The 19,356-nt window shown below is 65.5% G+C and carries 18 protein-coding genes; 4 read left to right on the top strand and 14 right to left on the bottom strand.

Going from position 1 to position 19,356, the window contains the following annotated elements:
- Positions 1–24 precede the first annotated feature (24 nt).
- Both EP379_RS13010 and EP379_RS13005 read right to left on the bottom strand, forming a co-directional pair.
- Entirely contained in the window at positions 25–2,418 is a 2,394-nt protein-coding gene (locus EP379_RS13010; protein ID WP_127478216.1) for a CBS domain-containing protein, read from the bottom strand.
- Between the two features lie 122 nt (positions 2,419–2,540).
- Positions 2,541–4,151, bottom strand: a complete 1,611-nt coding sequence (locus tag EP379_RS13005) for an HD family phosphohydrolase (protein WP_127478215.1) — start codon at positions 4,149–4,151, stop codon at positions 2,541–2,543.
- 122 nt (positions 4,152–4,273) lie between these two features.
- On the opposite strand from EP379_RS13005, the gene EP379_RS13000 reads away from it, so the two are divergent.
- Positions 4,274–5,359, top strand: a complete 1,086-nt coding sequence (locus EP379_RS13000; RefSeq protein WP_127478214.1) for a L,D-transpeptidase Cds6 family protein — start codon at positions 4,274–4,276, stop codon at positions 5,357–5,359.
- A 6-nt stretch (positions 5,360–5,365) separates the two neighbouring features.
- Positions 5,366–6,700: a L,D-transpeptidase Cds6 family protein gene (locus EP379_RS12995; protein WP_127478213.1), complete on the top strand. Its 1,335-nt coding sequence runs from the start codon at positions 5,366–5,368 to the stop codon at positions 6,698–6,700.
- 152 nt (positions 6,701–6,852) lie between these two features.
- On the opposite strand, the gene lipA is transcribed toward EP379_RS12995, so the two are convergent.
- A complete protein-coding gene (lipA, locus tag EP379_RS12990) occupies positions 6,853–7,812 on the bottom strand; it encodes a lipoyl synthase (RefSeq protein ID WP_127478212.1) in 960 nt (319 codons plus the stop codon).
- A gap of 87 nt (positions 7,813–7,899) precedes the next feature.
- On the opposite strand from lipA, the gene EP379_RS12985 reads away from it, so the two are divergent.
- The gene (locus EP379_RS12985) at positions 7,900–8,286 is read left to right on the top strand and encodes an FHA domain-containing protein (RefSeq protein ID WP_127478211.1); all 387 of its coding nucleotides are present in this window, start codon (positions 7,900–7,902) and stop codon (positions 8,284–8,286) included.
- Positions 8,287–8,364: 78 nt separating this feature from the next.
- Here EP379_RS12985 and lipB read toward each other — a convergent pair whose 3' ends face one another.
- From lipB to EP379_RS12930, 11 genes are all read right to left on the bottom strand, one after another.
- Complete coding sequence (lipB, locus tag EP379_RS12980; protein ID WP_127478210.1) at positions 8,365–8,976, bottom strand: lipoyl(octanoyl) transferase LipB; 612 nt, start codon at positions 8,974–8,976, stop codon at positions 8,365–8,367.
- A 132-nt stretch (positions 8,977–9,108) separates the two neighbouring features.
- The gene (locus EP379_RS12975) at positions 9,109–9,375 is read right to left on the bottom strand and encodes an HP0495 family protein (RefSeq protein WP_127478209.1); all 267 of its coding nucleotides are present in this window, start codon (positions 9,373–9,375) and stop codon (positions 9,109–9,111) included.
- Positions 9,376–9,383: 8 nt separating this feature from the next.
- Positions 9,384–10,250 carry a D-amino acid aminotransferase gene (locus EP379_RS12970; protein ID WP_127478208.1) on the bottom strand — a complete coding sequence of 289 codons (867 nt, stop codon included), beginning with the start codon at positions 10,248–10,250 and terminating at the stop codon, positions 9,384–9,386.
- The gene (locus EP379_RS12965) at positions 10,250–11,389 is read right to left on the bottom strand and encodes a D-alanyl-D-alanine carboxypeptidase family protein (protein ID WP_127478207.1); all 1,140 of its coding nucleotides are present in this window, start codon (positions 11,387–11,389) and stop codon (positions 10,250–10,252) included. Before EP379_RS12965 ends, EP379_RS12970 begins: the two co-directional genes overlap by 1 nt.
- A 149-nt stretch (positions 11,390–11,538) precedes the next feature.
- Positions 11,539–12,375, bottom strand: a complete 837-nt coding sequence (locus tag EP379_RS12960; protein ID WP_127478206.1) for a septal ring lytic transglycosylase RlpA family protein — start codon at positions 12,373–12,375, stop codon at positions 11,539–11,541.
- A complete protein-coding gene (gene mltB / locus EP379_RS12955) occupies positions 12,365–13,378 on the bottom strand; it encodes a lytic murein transglycosylase B (RefSeq protein WP_127478205.1) in 1,014 nt (337 codons plus the stop codon). Before mltB ends, EP379_RS12960 begins: the two co-directional genes overlap by 11 nt.
- Before the next feature lie 4 nt (positions 13,379–13,382).
- The gene (gene rodA, locus EP379_RS12950; RefSeq protein WP_127478204.1) at positions 13,383–14,498 is read right to left on the bottom strand and encodes a rod shape-determining protein RodA; all 1,116 of its coding nucleotides are present in this window, start codon (positions 14,496–14,498) and stop codon (positions 13,383–13,385) included.
- On the bottom strand, positions 14,498–16,369 hold the full coding sequence (mrdA, locus tag EP379_RS12945) for a penicillin-binding protein 2 (RefSeq protein WP_127478203.1): 1,872 nt from the start codon (positions 16,367–16,369) through the stop codon (positions 14,498–14,500). Before mrdA ends, rodA begins: the two co-directional genes overlap by 1 nt.
- Position 16,370: 1 nt before the next feature.
- Positions 16,371–16,859, bottom strand: coding sequence for a rod shape-determining protein MreD (gene mreD / locus EP379_RS12940; protein WP_127478202.1), 489 nt, complete (start codon positions 16,857–16,859; stop codon positions 16,371–16,373).
- Positions 16,856–17,677 carry a rod shape-determining protein MreC gene (mreC, locus tag EP379_RS12935; RefSeq protein WP_269471040.1) on the bottom strand — a complete coding sequence of 274 codons (822 nt, stop codon included), beginning with the start codon at positions 17,675–17,677 and terminating at the stop codon, positions 16,856–16,858. The genes mreD and mreC overlap by 4 nt, the downstream gene beginning before the upstream one ends.
- Positions 17,678–17,777: 100 nt before the next feature.
- Positions 17,778–18,830 (bottom strand): rod shape-determining protein, encoded by a 1,053-nt coding sequence (locus tag EP379_RS12930; protein ID WP_127478200.1) that lies wholly within the window; start codon positions 18,828–18,830, stop codon positions 17,778–17,780.
- Between the two features lie 176 nt (positions 18,831–19,006).
- On the opposite strand from EP379_RS12930, the gene gatC reads away from it, so the two are divergent.
- Positions 19,007–19,294 carry an Asp-tRNA(Asn)/Glu-tRNA(Gln) amidotransferase subunit GatC gene (gatC, locus tag EP379_RS12925; protein WP_127478199.1) on the top strand — a complete coding sequence of 96 codons (288 nt, stop codon included), beginning with the start codon at positions 19,007–19,009 and terminating at the stop codon, positions 19,292–19,294.
- Positions 19,295–19,356 lie beyond the last annotated feature (62 nt).

Below are 19,356 nucleotides of genomic sequence, written 5' to 3'. Positions count from 1 at the left end.
CCGGCGCGCCGTGTACGCCGCGCCCTACTCCGGAAACTGATAGCCTGCTTCGCGGAACAAGTACAGGCAGGCGTCCACCGCGGCGGGGTCGAGTTTGCTGCCGCGCAGCCGGGTGATTTGTTCCAGCGCCGGCTCGGCGCCGAGGGCCGGGCGGTAGGGGCGGTGCGACGACATGGCCTCGACGATGTCGGCGACGGCGAGAATTTTGGATTCCTGCAGCATCTGGTCGCCGGTGATACCGTGCGGATAGCCGCTGCCGTCGAGGCATTCGTGGTGTTGCAGCACCATGTCGGCGATGGGCCAGGGGAAGGCGATATCCTTGATGATGTCGTGGCCGGCCTCGGCATGCAGCTTGATGAGTTCGAATTCCACCGGCGTGAGTTTCGACGGTTTGCTCAGCAGTTCGGAGGGGATTTGTACCTTGCCGATGTCGTGGATGTAGCCGGCCAGACGCAGGCCGTGCAGACGGTTGTCATCCAGGCCGAGGTGGCGGCCGATGGCGACGGCGAGGTCGGCGACGCGGCGTTCGTGACCGGCGGTGTAGGGATCGCGCTTTTCCAGGGTGGCGGCGAGGGCGCCGATGGCCTGCTCCAGCGTGGCCTGCAATTGTGAGGCGTGGCGCTCGCGGTCCAGCAGCGATTGTTCGTAGGCGGCGCGGGTGCGGTGGCTGTCGATGCCGAAGCCGATGTCGTCGGCCAGTTCCTCGAACAGCCGCACCTCGTCCGGGCCGAAGGCGTCGGTGACGTCGGCGTACACGGCCAGCACGCCGTTGATCTGGCCGCGGCTGCGCAGCGGCACGGCGATGATGGAGGCGAGGCCGTGTTTGCGCGCACGCTCGGCCCAGGGTTTGAAGCTGTCCTCCTGCAGCATGTCGTTGTAGACGATGGTGGTGTTGCCGCGCAGGGCGCGGCCTACCGGCCCCTGGCCCAGCGGGCTGTCGCCCCAGGACACCTTGAGGCCGTCCAGATAGGCATGCGCACTGCCGGCCTGGGCGACGATTTCCACGCTTCTGTCGGCATCGTATTGCGGCATGCCGATCCAGGCCAGCGCATAGACATCCTGATCGGTGATGGCGTCGCAGGCGGTGTCGTACAGCTCTTGGATGGTTTCGGCGTGCACCAGGGCGGCGTTGCCGCGGCTCAGGGCCGACAGCGCCCAGTTGAGGCGGCGCATCTTTTCCTCGTTTTTCTTGCGCGCGCCGATGTCGCGCACCGAAACCAGGATGCGTTTTTTGTCTTCCACCAGCGCGGCGCGCATGTTTACCTCGACCCAGAACAGATGACCATTGCGGTGGCGCGCCTGCCACTCGAAGGTCTGCGGCTCGCCGGCAGCGGCGCGTTGCAGATACTGCACCGCCTCCTGTTGCGTATAGGGCGGTGTGCCGGCGGAGAGCTGTTCGATATTGATCTGGCAGAGCTGCGCCAGGGTGTAACCGTACATCTCGATGACACGCTGGTTGGCGTCGATGATGGCGCCACTGTCGGCGTCGTGGATGAAGATGGCGTCGTTGACCGAGTTGAAGATGGTGCGGAAGCGCTGCTGCTGCAACGCCTCGTTCTGGCGGTCGATGACGCGGCGCAGGAAGGCGGCGTAGCGGCTTTCCAGGCCGCGCGTCACGTCGCGCTGGCCGAGCAGGCCGCAGACGCGGCCTGCGCCGTCCACCACCACCAGGCGGCGCAGTCCGTTCCTGCTCATGCGCTCCATGGCGGCATGCAGTGGGATATCCACGTTGATGGTGAGCACCGGCTTGGTCATCACCGCCGCGAGAGTGAGTTGCTGCGGGTCGCGCTGTTCCAGGCCGATGCGCACGACGTCGCGCTCGGTGACGATGCCCTGCGGGCGGCGTTCTGCATCGGTGATGATGACGCAGCCGTGACCGTCCCGCGCCATGGTCGCGGCGGCGGCGGCGACGCTGGTTCCGGCGGCGAGCAGACACAGGTGCGCCGACATCACGCTGCCGACATCGCGGAACTGGATGAAATATTCCGGCCCGATCTCGCGCACGATGTCGCTCTCGCTCACCATGCCGGCGATGCGGCCCTGGTCGTCGAGCACGACGAGGTGACGGATGTCGTGTTCCAGCATGCGGTGGTAGGCGTCGAGATAACCGGCATCGCCGCGGATGGTGATTACCGGGCCGTGCATGAAGCGGTGGCAGGGGGTGTCGAGCTGCTGTGGCAGGGTGGTGAGGGCGGCGAGGACGTCGCGCTCGGTGAGGATGCCGACGGCGATGCCATCGCTGGCCACCACCACGGAGCTGATGCTGCGTTCCCGCATCAGCTCCAGCGCCGCGCGCAGCGGCGTCTGCGGTTCCACCCGGGCCACGTCGCGGTTCATCACCGCGCTGACCGGGCGATTGGAAAAATCTTGCATGTTGGTCTGGCCGTTTATTGTTGTACGCCCGTGCAGCACGGACATTTATGGCGCACAACTATAACAGCAAGGATTGTAGGGTTGAAGCGGCGGATTCCTTACGGCAAGACGGTCGGGCTGATGTGTGCCTGCGCTCGGCACGGCATGTCTTTCGTATTTCGTGCCTTTTACCTCGTACCTGTGTTCTCGTAGCCCGGCAGGCGCGAGATATCGACGGCGTCCACCTGCTCCGGATCGAGATACTGTTCGGCGTACTGCTGGAACACCCGTTCCTTGATGAACACGTCGAGGAGGTCGGGGTCGAGATGGCCGTCCTGCTTCATGCAGGCCATGATGCGCAGGGTTTCGGACAGCTTCTTGCCCGGCTTGTAGGGACGGTCGCGGGCGGTGAGGGCCTCGAACACGTCGGCGATGGCCATGATGCGTGCCTGCACCGACATCTGCTCGCGGGTGAGGCCGCGCGGATAGCCGCGGCCGTCGATGCGTTCGTGGTGGCCGCCGGCGAATTCCGGCACGCGCTTCAGGTGCTTGGGGAAGGGCAGCGCCTCCAGCATGTTGATGGTGGCGACGATGTGGTTGTTGATCACTTGGCGCTCGTCGTCGGTGAGGGTGCCCTTGGCGATGTTGAGGTTGCGCACCTCGTCCTCGGTGAGCAGCGGGCGCACCGCGCCGGTGGCGTCGATCCAGGTGCGTCGGGCGAGGGCCTCGATGCGCGCCTGGTCCTCCGGGCGCATGAATTCACCGCCCTGGTTGGAGCGGTGGATGAAGTCGCGGTCGTCCTCCAGCTGGCGCACCGTGTCCTGGTACTCCTTGAGCAGCAGGTCGGCCTGGGTCGGGTGTTCCGCCCGTTTGCGCAACAAGGCGATCTCGGCGTCGCGCTTCAGTATCTCGAAACGTGCATCGACCTCGTGGATGCGATCGTAGATGGTCTCCAGTTTGGTGGACTTGTCCACCACGTATTCCGGCGTGGTGACCTTGCCGCAGTCATGCAACCACGCCGCCATCTCCAGTTCGTAGCGGTCGTCCTCGCTCATGGTGAAGTCGCGCAGCGGGCCGTCCTGCACCTTGGCCACGGCGTCGGCCAGCAGCATGGTGATTACCGGGACGCGGCGGCAGTGGCCGCCGGTGTAAGGCGATTTTTCGTCGATGGCGTCGGCGATGAGTTTGATGAAGGACTCGAACAGGTGCTTGAGGTCTTCGATCAGGCGCCGGTTGGTCAGCGCGACGGCCGCTTGCGAGGCCAGCGCCTCGGTGAGCCGCTGCGCCTCGGCGCTGAACGGTATCACCTGGCCGGCGTCGTTCTGGGCATTGAGCAGTTGCAGCACGCCGATGATATCGCCTTCGTGATTCTTCAGCGGTACGGTGAGGAAGGAGGTGGAGCGGTAGCCGGTCTTGCGGTCGAACTCGCGCGTGCCGGTGAAGTCGAATCCCGCCGCGCTGTAGGCGTCGGGGATGTTGATGGTGCAGTCGTTGAGCACCGCGTGGGTGACGACGTTGTGGTGATTGGGTTGGCCGTCGGCGCCGTACAGCGGGATGGGGGCGAAGGGGATCGCCGTGCCGGTGGTGCCGCCCATGGCGAAGTTGAGCGAGTCGGTGCGCAGGATCTCCATCTTCACCGCCTGGTTCTCCTGCACCGAGTACAGCGTGCCGCCGTCGGCGTTGGTGATCTCCTTGGCGCCGAGCAGGATCATCTCCAGCAGGCGGGCGATGTTGCTCTCCGCCGACAGGGCGATGCCGATGTCGATGAGTTTCTCGATGCGTTCCAGCAGATGGTCCATGTCTGTGTCCTGTCGTGACGCCTGGCGCTCATTGTATCCCTGATATGCGCCGCGCCATGACACGGCGCGCCAGACTGATATAATCCCTGCCCGGTTGCCTAATTTAAACAAAAGGATAGACGATGCGGCTGAGCCTGAACTGGGTGCTGGGTCTGGTCTTGCTGGCAGGCGGGCCGGTACAGGCCGATACGCTGGCGGCGGCGGCCGCTCAGGTGGCGGCCGGCGATTATCGCGCGGCCCTGGTGACGCTCGATGGTATGGCGGAAACGGATGCCGCCGCGCCGCAGTTCCTGCGCGCCACGGCCCTGGCCGGTACCGGTCAGCTGGAGGAAGCTGCCGCCCTGTTCGAGCGTCTCATCGCCGCCCATCCGGGGCTGCCCGAGGTCTACAACAATCTCGCCGTCCTGCGCGCCCGCCAGGGCCGGCTGGACGAGGCCAAGGAGTTGTTGGAGCGCGCCCTGCGCACCGATGAGCGCTATGCCCGGGTGCACGAAAACCTGAGCACGGTTTATGTGGAGATGGCGCGCAGTTCCTATGCCAAGGCCCTGCGTCTGGAGTCCGGCGCACAACCGCCGCAGCTGGCGTTGTTGACGGCACTGGACGCCGTCCCGCAGGCGGTGCCGCCCTTGCCGGTGGCCGACGCCGTTTCCGCCGTGGTCCCGCCCCCTGCGCCGGTCACGGTGCCCGCCCCGTCCGCGGCTGCCGTGGTCGCCGTTCCGCCGGAACCGGAACCGCCGCTACAGCCTGTCTCCACGGCCCCGGTCGCCGCTCCGGCCCCCGCCATGGTGGCGTCCGAACCGGAACCCGCGTCCGCCGCTCCCGTTGCAGCCGAACCGGCCGTGGCCGAGGTGCCGGAGGCCCTGCGTCTGGCCGTGGTCACCGCTTTGGAGGGCTGGGCACGGGCCTGGTCGCAGCAGAATGTGGACGCCTATCTGGCGTATTATGATGCCGCCTATGCGCCGGAAGGCATGTCGCGTCATGCCTGGGAAGAAGAGCGGCGTAGCCGCCTCAGCCGCCCGGCCTGGATCAAGGTCGAACTGGAGGACGTGCAGGTGGCGGCACCGGCCCCCGCTACCGTGGTAGTCGACCTGCGCCAGCGCTATGCGTCGCCCGGCTACAAGGACATCACCCTCAAGCGCATGACCCTTGCGCTGCGGGATGGTAACTGGATGATCACTTCGGAAACCAATCTCAAGGTACTGCGCTAAACCGCCATGCCGCGTTCCCGCCTCGCCAAACTGCTGTCTGCCGCCGTGCTGCTGACCCTGTCGGTCGGCCTGTACGGCGCCCATCGCTTTCAAGATGCCGACGGCGAGGCGGCGGCGTTGACCGTGCGCAGCCAGCTGGGCGAATCCGGCGACATGGCCCTGTATCCGCGTGCCCTGGCCCGTCTGGAGGAGCGCCTGGCGCACTATCCCGAGGATTACGAGGCCAGCCTGCTGAAGGGGCTGATCCTGTTCCGTTCCGGCCGCCTGGAGGAGGCGCGGCAGGAACTGGCGCAACTGACCGACCGGGCCCCCAAATTCCATCTCGCCCATCTGGTGCAGGGCGATCTGCTGCTGGCCCAGACACAGAGCGTTACCGACATCGGCGCCACGCCGTTGCTGGCGCAGCTGCAGCCGGAGGAGGAGGCGCTGGCCCAGCTGCGCGCCGAGGCGGAGGTGCGCCTCAGGGCCTACCTCGACGCCCTGCCGCAGGATCGCCTGCCGCGCGCCCTGCTGGCCCTGGGTGAAGAGGTGCAGACCGCCATCGTCGTCGACAAGGAAAATCACCGCCTGTACATCTACGCGCGCCAGGGCGACGGTCATCCGCCGCGGTTGGTGCGCGACTACTACGTCAGCACCGGGCGCGCCAACGGCAACAAGGTGTTGCGCGGCGACCTGCGCACCCCGGAGGGCGTGTACTTCATCACTAGCCATATCCCGTCCAGCGCCCTGCCCGACAAGTACGGCAGCGGCGCCTTTCCGCTCAACTATCCCAACGAGCTGGACCGCCGTCTCGGCAAGACCGGCGACGGTATCTGGCTGCACGGCACCGAGAACGCCTATTACAGCCGTCCGCCGCTGGACAGCGAGGGCTGTGTGGTACTGCCCAATATCGACCTGAATCAAGCGGCCGCCTTCATCCGCCCCGGCGTGACGCCGCTGGTGATCACCGCGCGCGTGGAGTGGGTGGATGAGGCGACCTGGCGCCGCGAGCGGCAGGAACTGCTCGATGCGCTCGACGGCTGGGTGGCGGACTGGACCAGCGGCGACGTGGAGCGTTACCTGGCGCACTATGCGACGGATTTCTGGAGTCCCGGCTTCGATCGGCAGAAGTGGCAGGCGCGCAAGCGCGCCGTCGCCGTCAGCAAGACCTTCCAGCAGGTGGCGCTGTCCAATCTGTCGCTGTTCGCCTACCCGCAGACGGCCAGCAACGGCCGCGAACTGGTGGTGGCCAGCTTCCGCCAGCATTACCGCTCCAACAACTTCAACGGTGACATGGATAAGCGCCTGTATCTCACCCGCGAGGACGGTCGCTGGCGCGTGCTATACGAAGGCGGCGCCTGAAAACGCGCGGCGGCAGATCGTCTAGGGAAGCTCTGAATAAGTTCAGAGCTTCCGCGGCACAGGGATGTGGTCTGAAAAGTCCAGGATGGACTTATTCAGACCTTCCCTAGTGTGTCGCTGCGCGACCGGTGAGAGCGCGCCGAACCCCGATCTCACGATACCTCTTCCCCCCGCGCCTGCCGCTCCGCCTGATAGGACGAGCGCACCATCGGGCCGCTGGCGACATTGCGGAAGCCCAGACCCCGGGCGATCTCCCCCAGTTGTTTGAACTCATCTGGCGGCACGTAGCGCTGCACCGGCAGGTGATGCGGCGACGGTTGCAGGTATTGCCCTAGGGTGAGGTGGGTACAGCCGTGGGCGCGCAGGTCTTGCAGTACCTCGACGAGCTCGTCATTGCTCTCACCGAGGCCGAGCATCAGGCCGGACTTGGTGGGGATCTGCGGATGGCGTTGGTGAAAATCGTGCAGCAGGCGCAGGGAGCCGTGATAGTCGGCGCCGGGACGCGCCTGCCGGTACAGGCGCGGCACCGTCTCCAGATTGTGGTTGAACACGTCGGGCAGGGCGGCGTCGAAGGCAGCCAGTGCGCGGTCCTCGCGGCCGCGGAAGTCGGGTACCAGGATCTCGATGCCGGTGGCGGGCGTGGCGGCGCGCACCGCCTGGATGCAGGCGGCGAAGTGGGCGGCGCCGCCGTCGCGCAGGTCGTCGCGATCCACCGAGGTGATCACCACGAAGCGCAGGCCCATGGCGGCGATGGCGGCGGCCAGGTGTTGCGGCTCCTCCGCATCCAGCGGCTCCGGCCGGCCGTGGGCCACGTCGCAGAAGGGGCAGCGCCGGGTGCAGATGCCGCCCATGATCATGAAGGTGGCCGTGCCGTGGCCGAAGCACTCGCCCAGATTGGGGCAGGCGGCCTCCTCGCACACGGTGTGCAGCTTTTGCTCGCGCAGGATCGCCTTGAGGCGCAGCGCCTCGGGGCTGTTGGGCGCGCGGGCGCGGATCCAGTGCGGTTTCGTCAGCGGCGCGGCCGGCGGCGCCACCTTGACCGGGATGCGGGAAACCTTGCCGGCGCCCTTGAGCGGATTGGGCGGAACGATGGGCGGTTCGTCATCGTGCATAGCGTGGCCTGTGACGTGGTTTTTTAAATCCGGGGCGATTGCAGTATATTCCCCACTGCACGTATTTTCCGGGACCAGGGGTGTGATATGGCGGCATTGATCCAGATTCGCAACAACGTCGAGGGGGTGAAGGTGTTGCTGTCGGGGGACAGCTACAGCCTGGGACGCGGCGATGGCAACGACATCGTGGTCAATGACGATCTGGCCAGCCGCGAGCATGCCCTGCTCGAACGTGTGGTCGTGCTGGGCAAGCCGGACGAGGTGCGCTATATCATCCGCGATCTCGGCAGCACCAACGGCACCTTCGTCAATCACAAGCAGGTGAGCGAGCAGGCGCTCAACGATGGTGACGTGATCCGCCTGGGGCAGACCTTCCTGCGCTTTGCCCTGCACGAGCAGGGCGATGCGGCAGAGACCAAGGTGATCAAGAAGACCATCATCCCCGGCGTGTACATCACCACCGAGAAGAAATAGCCCGGCCCGCCGCAGGAGTGAATCGTATGCGCGATACAGCGCCGACGCGGGACGGGCTATCGCGAATACGATTCGCTCCTACGGGTTGAGGTTTTCCTCCATCTGCACCAGCAGTTTCTCGCCTGTCGTCGCCAGATCGTCGGTCACGCCCAGGTCCCGCAGCTGTGTCACCGCGAGTCCCGGATAACCGCAAGGGTTGATGCGGCTGAACGGCTCCAGATCCATGTCCACGTTGAGCGCCAGGCCGTGATAGCTGCAGCCGCGGCGCACGCGCAGTCCGAGGGAGGCGATCTTGGCGCCGTCCACGTAGACGCCGGGCGCATCCAGCCGCGCACGGGCCGGGATGCCGTAGCCGGCGAGCAGGGCGATCACCGCCTGCTCCATGCGATGCACCAGCGCACGCACGCCGAGGCCGCGGCGGCGCAGATCGACGAGCAGGTACAGTACCACCTGGCCGGGGCCGTGGTAGGTCACCTGGCCGCCGCGATCCACCTGGATGACATCGATGGCGCCGGGGTTGAGCAGATGCTCCGCCTTGCCGTTGAGGCCGAGGGTGAAGACCGGCGGATGCTCCACCAGCCACAGTTCGTCTGGTGTGTCGGCCGTGCGTTCCTCGGTGAAGCGCTGCATCTCGCGCCACACGGGCGCGTAGTCGCACCGGCCCAGACGTCTGGTAACGAGTGGTTTCATGTGCGGGCGCGCCAGGTACGAGGCACGAGGGGCGAGATGGGGGAGATGGCGCATGCAGGCCGGGCGATACGGTCGCGTGCGCCGCGCACTCCACTCCTTGTATCTTTCACCCCGTACCTCGTCCCAGTCTTCTTAGAGCGCCATCAGCACGCGCTCGTGCGCGGTGAGCTCGCTGTAGATGGCGTCGAGCTGTTGCTTGCTCTGCGCCTGCACCACTACGGTAACGGAAACATATTTGCCGTTGCTGCTCGGGCGGCTGCTGACGGCCCCTTCGCGCAGCGGGCCGGCATGGCGGCCGACGATCTCCACCACCAGCAGGTCGAAGTCGGTGCCGGCGAGGCCCATGGCCTTGACGGGAAAGGTACAGGGAAATTCGAGGTGGGTTTCTTCCGGTTGCATGGCGTGGCTCACTGCACCTTGCCGGCGCGGAAATCCTGTTTGTAAGCGCTATACAGCGCGCTGATGCGTTGCCACAGCGGGCCGGGCCGGCCGTCGCCTATCGGCTGGCCGTCGAGCTGCGTCACGGCGGCCACTTCCCGTGTCGAGCTGGTCACCCACACTTCGTCGGCGCTGCGCAAGTCGGCCGCGCTGATGTCAGCCTCGCGGCAGGGAATGTTGTTGGCGTGGCACAGCTCCACCGCCAGGTCGCGCGTGATGCCGGGCAGCAGCAGGTTGCTCTTGGGCGGCGTGATCACCACGCCGTCGCGCACAATGAACACGTTGCTGGCCGAACCCTCGGTGGCATGACCGTCGCGCAGCAGGATCGCCTCGGCGGCGCCGGCGTCGATGGCCTGCTGGCGCATCAGCACGTTGGGCAGCAGGGTGATTGCCTTGATGTTGCAGTGCTTCCAGCGGATGTCGTCCACGGTAACCGCAGTGATGCCGTTCTGCACGGCGTTGCCGGGCTCACCGAGCGGGGTGCTCATGGCGAATACGGTGGGCTGTACTCCGGCCGGGAAGGCGTGATCGCGTCTGGGCGCGACGCCGCGGGTAACCTGCAGGTAGAGGGATTGATCGCCGCCGCCGTTGTGGCGGATCAGTGCGGTGAGAACGTCGCTCCACTGACCGTGATCGAGCGGATTGTCGATGCGCACGCCCTGCAGGCTGTGGTCGAGGCGCTGCAGGTGGTGTTCCAGGCGGAAGGCGCGGCCGCCGTAGACCGGGATGACCTCGTACACGCCATCGCCGAACAGGAAGCCGCGGTCCATCACCGAGACATGGGCCTCGTGCAGCGGCAGAAAACTGCCATTGAGATAGACGATCTCTTCGCTCATCACTGCAGCAGCCTGCGCACGTTGTCGAGCAGCTGCTGCCACAGACTGCCTTCGGCGATGTCCTCCAGGGCCACGAGCGGGCGCTCTGCCAGCACCTCGTCGCCGAGTTTGATATTCAACGTGCCGATGTGCTGGCCCTTTTGCGTCGGCGCAATGATGTCGCTGGTCACGCTGAGCGAGGCATTGAGCTTGTTGTACTGGCCGCGCGGCACGGTGATGTACAGTGGCTCGTTCAGGCCCAGTTGCACCGTTTCGCTGGCGCCCTTCCACACGCGCATGGCCTTGAGCGGCTGCGCGGCGTCATACAGCTTGTGGGTTTCAAAGAAGCGGAAACCGTAGTTGAGCAGCTTCTGGCTTTCGTTGGCGCGGGCGTTTTCGCTCTTGGTGCCCATCACCACCGAGATCAGGCGCATCTCGCCGCGTTTGGCCGAGGTGACCAGGCAGTAGCCGGCGCTTTCGGTGTGGCCGGTTTTGATGCCGTCGACGGTGTTGTCGCGGTACAGCAGCAGGTTGCGGTTGCCCTGCGTGATGCCGCCGTAGGTGTATTCCTTTTCCGAGTACCAGGCGTAGTACGCGGGGAACTCGTGGATCAGCTGCGCGGCCAGGCGCGCCAGATCGCGTGCGGTGCTGTAGTGATCCGGATCGGGCAGGCCGGTGGCGTTGACGAAGTGGGTGCCGTGCATGCCGATGTTGCGGGCATGCTCGTTCATCAGTGCGGCGAAGGTCTCTTCGCTGCCGGCGACATACTCGGCCAGGGCCACGCTGGCGTCATTGCCGGACTGGATGATCATGCCCTTGAGCAGTTCCTCGATGGAGACCTGGGTGCCGACCTCGATGAACATACGCGAGCCGGGCATGCGCCAGGCCTTCTTGCTGACGCGTACCGTGTCGCTGAGTTGGAAGTGTCCGGCGCGCAGTTCGTGGAATACCACATAGGCGGTCATCATCTTGGTCAGGCTGGCGGGCTCCAGGCGCTCGTCGGCATTGCGCTCGGCCAGTGTGTTGCCGCTGTGGTAATCCAGCAGGATGTAGCCGCGCGCATCCACTGTCGGCGCCTCGGGGATCAGACGCGGGGTGGCGTGGACACCGTGAGCGAGGGCGAAGAGGGCAACGAGGGATAGGGGCAGCAGACGTTTCATGGCACACGGAAATAGTGTTGGCGGAGGAAAAAACACAGTTATTTTACCTGAAAAAGCCGCGGCCACGGCAGTTTCAAGTTGGGGAAGCTCTGAACAAGTTCAGACTTTCCTTGGTCCGGAGCCGGCCGGCGAAGTTCAAGTCTCGGTATTCACTCGATGACCACGTGCGGCGTGCCGATGCCGAGGGCGGCCAGACGTGAGGCCAGGCGGTCGGCTTCGTCCACGCTGGCGATGGGACCGATACGTACACGGTAAATGAGGGTGTTGCTGGCATCGGCGCCCTGTTGCACCTGGATCGGCGGCAGCGGTTCGCTGCTGAGGCGGCTGCGCAGTTGTTCGGCATTGGTGCGGCTGACGAAGGCGCCCACCTGCAGATAGAGGCCGACCGGGGCGGTGGTGGCCGCCGCACTGCCGAGATTGGCGCCGCTGCTCACCGCTGCCGGTGCGCTCTGGGCCACGGTGACGGGGGGCGGCGCCGGCTCGCCGGGCGTGAGCGCACGGATCTCGACCAGGCCTGTGCCGGTTTCGACGATACCGAGCTTGCTGGCGGCGGCGTAGGACAGGTCGATGAGGCGGTTGTCGTGGAACGGGCCGCGATCATTGACGCGCACCACCGTGCTGCGGCCGTTGTTCAGGTTGGTGACGCGGACATAGGTCGGCAGCGGCAGCGTGGTGTGCGCCGCGGTGAGGGCGTGCATGTCATAGATTTCGCCACTGGCGGTGCGGCGGCCGTGGAACTTGGTGCCGTACCAGGAGGCGATGCCGCGCTCGACATAGCCGGCGGCGCTGCTGCGCACGGTGTAGCGGCGGCCGTTGACCACGTAGGAGTCGGGATTGCCGTAGCGGCTGCGCGGTTCGGCGCGCGGCACCGGGTCGGGCACATGGGACAGATCGGCGGAATGGGACGGGCCGCCGTCGCGCCCGCCGAGGGCACAACTGCTCAGCAGCAGGACGGCGGCGAGCGGCGGCAGGAATCTAGCGAACATCGCTTTGCGCCAGCGCGGTGTCGGTGTCCTTGGCCTTGCGGATCGCCTCGCTCAACTGGTGCACCGCCATGGCGTACAGCGGGCTGCGGTTGTAGCGGGTGATGACGTAGAAGTTGTTGAAGGTGACCCAGTGTTCCATGCCCTGTTCGCCCTCCAGGGCCAGCAGCGCCACTGGCGCACTGGCCGTGATGCCCCAGCGCGGTGTAATGCCGTAGTTGCCAAGTTCGCCGGCGGTGATGTGCGGCTTGAGACCGGCAGCGAGCAGCGGTTTGTAGTCTTCGCCGCTCACCGTGGCCGGTACGGTGATGGTGCCGCCGTTGATCCAGCCGTGTACCTTGAAGTAGTTTGCGACGCTGCCGATGATGTCGGGCGCGCTGTTGAACAGATCGCGGTGGCCGTCGCCGTCGAAATCCACGGCATAGTTGCGGAAGCTGGAGGGAATGAACTGCGGCGTGCCCATGGCGCCGGCATAGGAGCCGGTGAGGCTGAGTGGTTCGATGCTCTCTTCGCGCGTCATCAGCAGGTAGTGCTGCAATTCCGAGCGGAAGAAACCGCTGCGCGGCGGATAGTCGAAGGCCAGCGTGGCCAGGGCATCCATGATGCGGTGGCGGCCGCGGAAACGGCCGTAACGGGTTTCCACGCCGAGGATGGCGACGATGTATTGCGGCGCCACGCCATAGCGCTGCTGCGCCTCCTGCAACAGTGCCTCATGTTCGCGCCAGAAGGCGACACCGTCGCGGATGCGTTCCGTGGTGAGGAAGATCGGGCGGTAGGTGTGCCAGGGCTTGCTCTCTGCCGGGCGGGTGATGGTGTCGATGACGTCGGGACGCAGTTCCACTGCGCGGAACAGCTGCTCCAGTTCGCTGCGCGAGAAGGCGTGTTGCTGCACCATTTCATCGATGAAGGCGCGCACTTCGGCGCGCTCGTTCAGGTCGCTGCGGCCGTGGCAGGAGAAGGCGGCGCTGCACAGCAGAAGGGCGGCAAATATCCGGCGCAGGTTCATCGCATCAGGTTCTCAGCAGTTTGCGGTGCGTGTGGATGGACATCAGGATACCGAACGATGCCATCAGGGTCACCATCGAACTACCACCATAGCTTACCAGCGGCAGGGGCACGCCGACCACCGGCAGCAGGCCGGTGACCATGCCGATGTTGACGAACACGTAGACCAGGAAGGTCATGGTGAGGCCGCCGGCCAGCAGGCGGGTGAAGGTGTCCTGGGCGCGGCTGGCGATGTACAGGCAGCGCAGGATGATGAACAGATACAGGGCCAGCAGCAGCAGGATGCCGAGCAGACCGAACTCCTCGCCGATGACGGCGAAGATGAAGTCGGTATGGCGTTCGGGGAGGAATTCCAGATGCGACTGGGTGCCGTTGAGCCAGCCCTTGCCGTACAGGCCGCCGGAACCGATGGCGATGGTGGACTGGATGATGTGGTAACCGGCGCCGAGGGGATCGCTCTCGGGGTTGATGAAGGTGAGTACGCGGCGGCGCTGGTAGTCGTGCATGCCGTAGTGCCACAGGAGCAGTGCAACGGGGACGGCGAGCAGGGCGGTGAAGCTGACCAGGCGCCAGGGCAGGCCGGCGAACAACAGCACGAAGGCGCCGGCACTGGCGATGAGCAGGGCGGTACCCAGGTCCGGCTGCTTGGCGATGAGCACGGCCGGCACCAGGAAGATCATCAGGCCGACCAGGATGCGGCGCAGCGGCGGCGGCAGCGGCGTTTCCGCTAGATACCAGGCCACCATCAGCGGTACGGCGATCTTCATCATCTCTGACGGCTGGAAGCGGATGAAGCCGACATCCAGCCAGCGTTGCGCGCCCTTGCCGATCTCGCCCAGCACCAGCACGGCGAGGAGCAGACTCAGGCCCACACCGAACAGCAGCGGGGTCCAGCGGCGCAGGGTCTCCGGTGGCAGCTGGGCGAAGAAAAACAGCAGGCCGAAGGCGACGGCAAGGCGGGTGGCCTGCTTCAGTACCATGTCACCACTTTCGCCGGAGGCGGAATAGAGCACGACCAGGCCGCAGACGGCCAGCAGCACCAGACCGCCGAACAGGGGCCAGTCCATGTGCAGGCGCGGCAGCCGGGGGCGGCGTGACTGTTGCGGGGCGTCGAGCAGCATCACTGGAATTCCTCGCGCAGTTTGCCGGTGTCGTCGAGCAGGTAGGTATCCATCACCTTGCGCGCGATGGGGGCGGCGACCGCACCGCCGCCGCCGCCGTTTTGCACGATCACCGCCACGGCAATGCGTGGGCGTTCCGCCGGGGCGAAGGCGATGAACAGGGCATGGTCGCGCAGATGCTTGGCCACTTCTTCCGCCACGTACTCCTCATCCTGCTTGATGCCGAACACCTGCGCCGTGCCGGTCTTGCCGGCGATAGTGTAGGGCAGTTGGCGGTTGATGCTGCGCGCGGTGCCGGTGGGACTGTGTACCACGTTGATCATGGCGCGGTGCATGCGCTGCCAGTTGTTGAGGTCGACCACGCGCACCGGCGGGAGTTCCTTGGCCTGCACCGGAGTACGCGTACCGCTGTCCGGTGTTTCCAGAGCGCCGACCACGGTGGGGGACAGGCGGCGTCCGAAGCTGGCGAGGGTGGCGGTTGCGGACGCCAGTTGCAGCGGCGTGGCGAGGGTGAAGCCCTGACCGATACCGGTGATCAGGGTTTCGCCGGGGAACCAGGGCTGGCGATGGACGCGGCGCTTCCATTCGCGTGAGGGCATCAGGCCGATGGATTCGCCGGTGAGATCGATGCCGGTGGTGCGGCCGAAGCCGAAGGTATGCATGTATTCGGACATGCGATCGATACCGAGGGTAAGGGCCAGCTCGTAATAATAGGTGTCGCAGGATTCGACGATGGATTTGTTGAAATCCACCCAGCCGTGGCCTTCCTTGCGCCAGTCGCGATAGCGGCGCTCGTCGCCCTTCAGCATGTAGAAGCCGGGATCCCATATCTGCGTGTCGTGACGGATCTCTCCGGTTTCCATGCCGAGCAGGCCGTAGATGGGTTTGATGGTGGAGCCGGGCGGGTATTGGCCATTGAGGGCACGGTTGAACAGCGGTTGTTCCTTGGAGTTGGCCAGGGCGTCGTAACTGACGTTGTCGATGCCGTTGACGAACAGGTTGGGGTCGAAGCTGGGTAGGCTGACCAGGGCGAGGACGGCGCCGGTATTCGGATCGATGGCCACCAGGGCGCCGCGCTCCGTGCCGAAGGCGGTTTGTGCGGCCTGCTGCAGGCGCACGTCGATGTTGAGATACAGGTTGCGCCCCGGTACCGGCGGCGTGCGTTCCAGCACGCGCAGTATGCGGCCACGGGCGTTGGTTTCCACCTGCTGGTAGCCGACCTCGCCGTGCAGTACGCTTTCGTAGGTCTTTTCCACTCCGATCTTGCCGATGTGGGCGGTGGCGGCATAGTTGGACATGTCCAGCTGCTGCAGCTCGCGCTCATCGATGCGTCCGACATAGCCCAGGGTATGCGCCAGCAGCGGGCCGAGCGGATAGGCGCGCGACAGGCGTGATTTGATCTCCACGCCGGGCAGGCGGTAGCGGTTGACGGCAATCCGCGCCACTTCCTCGTCGGACAGGCGCAGGCGCAGCGGCGTCTCTTCGAAGCGGCGCTTGCGGCGCAGGATCTGGCGGAAGCGCTCCAGATCGTTGTCGCTGACGCTGATCAGTTCGCGGACGGCCGCCAGGGTGGCCTCCATGTCCTCGACGCGCTCCGGCACGATTTCGAGGCTGAAGGTGGGCTGGTTTTCCGCCACGATGACGCCGTTGCGGTCATAGATCAGGCCGCGGGTCGGGGCGATGGGCAGGATGTCGACGCGGTTGTTGCGCGACAGGGTGGTGTAATGCTCATGGTTCACCACCTGTAGATAGAACAGGCGGATGATGACGAAGGTGAGCAGGGCGATACTGAACGCCGCCGCGACGATGACGCGGCGGCGGAACAGATAGTTTTCCCATTGCGGATTTCGGAGCGGCGCGCCGCGAAACATCTCAGCGCACCTGGAACGTGCGGCGCAGGTCGCGCAGGATCAGAAAGGCCCAGGGCCACAGCAGCATGCTGGTAAGGGAGGGGAGCCAGTACAACCAACTGCCCGGCGGCTGACCGATGATGCCCTTCACCCACAGCACCAGCATCTGGTTGAGGGCCACCATCAGCAGCACGAACAGGGCCTGCTGCCACAGCGGGAAGACGCGGATGCGCTGATGCAGGTGAATGGTCAGATAGGCCACCAGGGCCAGGGCCAGGGCGTGCTGGCCGAGCAGCGCGCCCTTGATCACGTCGAGCAGCAAACCCGCCATCCAGCCGATGCCGACGCCGACCCGATCGGGCAGCGCCATACACCAGTAGATCAGTACCATCGCCACCCACTCCGGACGGAACAGCGCCGCCCAGTCGGGCAGTGGCAGCATGGTGAGCATCAGCGCCGCCACGAAGGTAAAGGTGATGACCCAGCCGCCGTGATGCCGTACCAGGGTCATGGCGATGGCTCCTCGGCGGTGCGCGACACCAGCAGCACCTCGCGGCTGCGTTCCAGGTGGGCGGCCGGTTCAGCCACCACGCGCGCATAGGGCTGGCTGGGATCTTTCTCGAATTCGGTGATGGTGGCCACCGGGTAGCCAGGCGGGAAGCGGCGGCCCAGGCCGGAGGTGATTAGCAGGTCGCCTACCTGGATGTCGGCGTTGTTGGGGATGTGCGGGATCTCCAGCCGCTCCGCCTCGCCGGTGCCGAGGGCGATGGCACGCAGGCCGTTGCGGTTGACCTGCACCGGGATGGCATGGCTGGGGTCGGTAATGAGCAGGGCGCTGCTGGTGAACGGCGTCACTTCTACCACCTGCCCCAGCACGCCGTAGGCATCGAGCAGCGGCTGGCCCTCGAACACGCCGTCATCGCTGCCCTTGTTGATCAGTACGCGGCGGCGGAACGGGTCCTGATCCACCGCCAGCAGTTCGCCGATCAACACCTGCTCTCCCACCTTGCTGGCGGAGTTGAGCAGTTCGCGCAGACGGGCGTTTTCCGCCTCCAGGGCGTAGAGCTTCTGCAGGCGCACTTCCAGCAGCAACTGGCGCGCGTGCAACTGCTGATTTTCCTCTACCAGGGTGGTGCGGGCGGACAGGTTGTCGCTGGCCCAATGGGCAATGGCACTGGGCAGATCGACCAGATATTGCAGCGGATAGACCACCAGGGAGAGGCCGGCACGGATGGTATCCAGGTGATTCTGGCGGTGATCCACCGTCATCAATGCTACGGACGTGAGCATCAGCAGCAGTAGACGGATGGTGATGGGTGGCCCCTGGATGAACAGGCGTTTGATACCGAAGACCCTCTGTTAATAGGCGATTGCTTGTCGTACCGGATGTTTTTGCCGCAACCCGCCGGGGACCGCGCGCAGCCCCGCTCTATTCCAGCGAGAAGATTTCGTGACCCAGCTCGTCCAGCAGTTCCAGCGCGCGGCCACCACCGCGGGCGACACAGGACAGCGGGTCGTCGGCGATGATCACCGGCAGGCCGGTTTCTTCCATCAGCAGGCGATCCAGGTCGCGCAGCAGGGCGCCACCGCCGGTGAGGACCATGCCACGCTCGGCGATGTCCGAGCCCAGTTCCGGCGGGGTCTGCTCCAGGGCGGTTTTCACGGCATCGATGATGCCGGACAGCGGTTCCTGGATGGCCTCGAGGATTTCGTTGCTGTTGAGGGTGAAGCTGCGCGGGATGCCCTCGGCCAGGTTGCGGCCGCGCACCTCGATCTCGCGCAGTTCGGTGCTGGGATAGGCGGTGCCGATCTCCTGTTTGATGCGTTCGGCGGTGGATTCGCCGATCAGGGTGCCGTAGTTGCGGCGCACGTAGCTGACGATGGCCTCGTCGAAGCGGTCGCCGCCGATGCGCACCGAGGCGGAGTAGACGATGCCGTTCAAGGACAGTACCGCCACCTCGGTGGTGCCGCCGCCGATGTCCAGCACCATGGAGCCGCTGGCCTCGGAGATGGGCAGGCCGGCGCCGATGGCCGCCGCCATCGGCTCCTCGATCAGGTACACCTCGCGGGCACCGGCGCCGGCGGCCGATTCCTTGATGGCGCGGCGTTCCACCTGGGTGGCGCCGCAAGGGACGCAGATCAATACGCGCGGACTCGGTTTGAAGAACTTGAACTTGTTTTCGTGCACCTTGCGGATGAAGTGCTGCAACATCTTCTCGGTGACGGTGAAGTCGGCGATCACGCCGTCCTTCATGGGGCGGATGGCGGTGATGTTGCCCGGCGTGCGGCCCAGCATGCGCTTGGCCTCGATACCCACCGCGGCGATGCGCTTCGGGCTGTTCGGGCCAGACTCCTGCCGGATCGCCACCACCGACGGCTCGTTGAGGACGATGCCCTCGCCGCGCACATAGATGAGGGTGTTCGCGGTACCCAGGTCGATGGAGATATCGTAGGAGAAGAGGCCCTTCAGACGTCCGAACATAGAGTAGATCCAGCTTTATTATGCGTGCCCGGAGTGGCAACGGGCGGGTTTCCTTGAAAAAACTTCGGTACTCTAGCAATGGCCTAGGGGTTTCGCAATGGGCGGGGCTGCGGGCGGCAGGGTATCTGTGATAAGTTTCGCCTTTTATTTCTCCCGGTAAAAATCAGGAGCAAGCCGTGGCCCTGGAACGTAAAGACGTCGAGAACATCGCCCATCTGGCCCGCCTGGCCATCAGCGAGGCGGACATCCCGGAATACGCCCGCAATCTGTCCAGCATTCTGGCCTTGGTGGAGCAGATGCGCACCGTGGACACCAGCGGGGTGCACCCCATGGCCCATCCCCTGGACGCAGCCCAGCGCCTGCGCGAGGACGAGGTCACCGAGACCGATCAGCGCGATCACTTCCAGGCCATCGCTCCCGCCGTCGAGGCCGGGCTGTACCTGGTTCCGAAGGTGATCGAGTAGCAAGTGACAAGTGGCAAGTTGCAAGAAAGCGGCTTGCTACCCAATCACTTGCGACTCGTAAC

The sequence above is a fragment of the Sulfurivermis fontis genome, from assembly GCF_004001245.1.
Classification (GTDB): domain Bacteria; phylum Pseudomonadota; class Gammaproteobacteria; order Thiohalomonadales; family Thiohalomonadaceae; genus Sulfurivermis; species Sulfurivermis fontis.
This window is presented reverse-complemented; position numbering and strand designations above follow the sequence as displayed.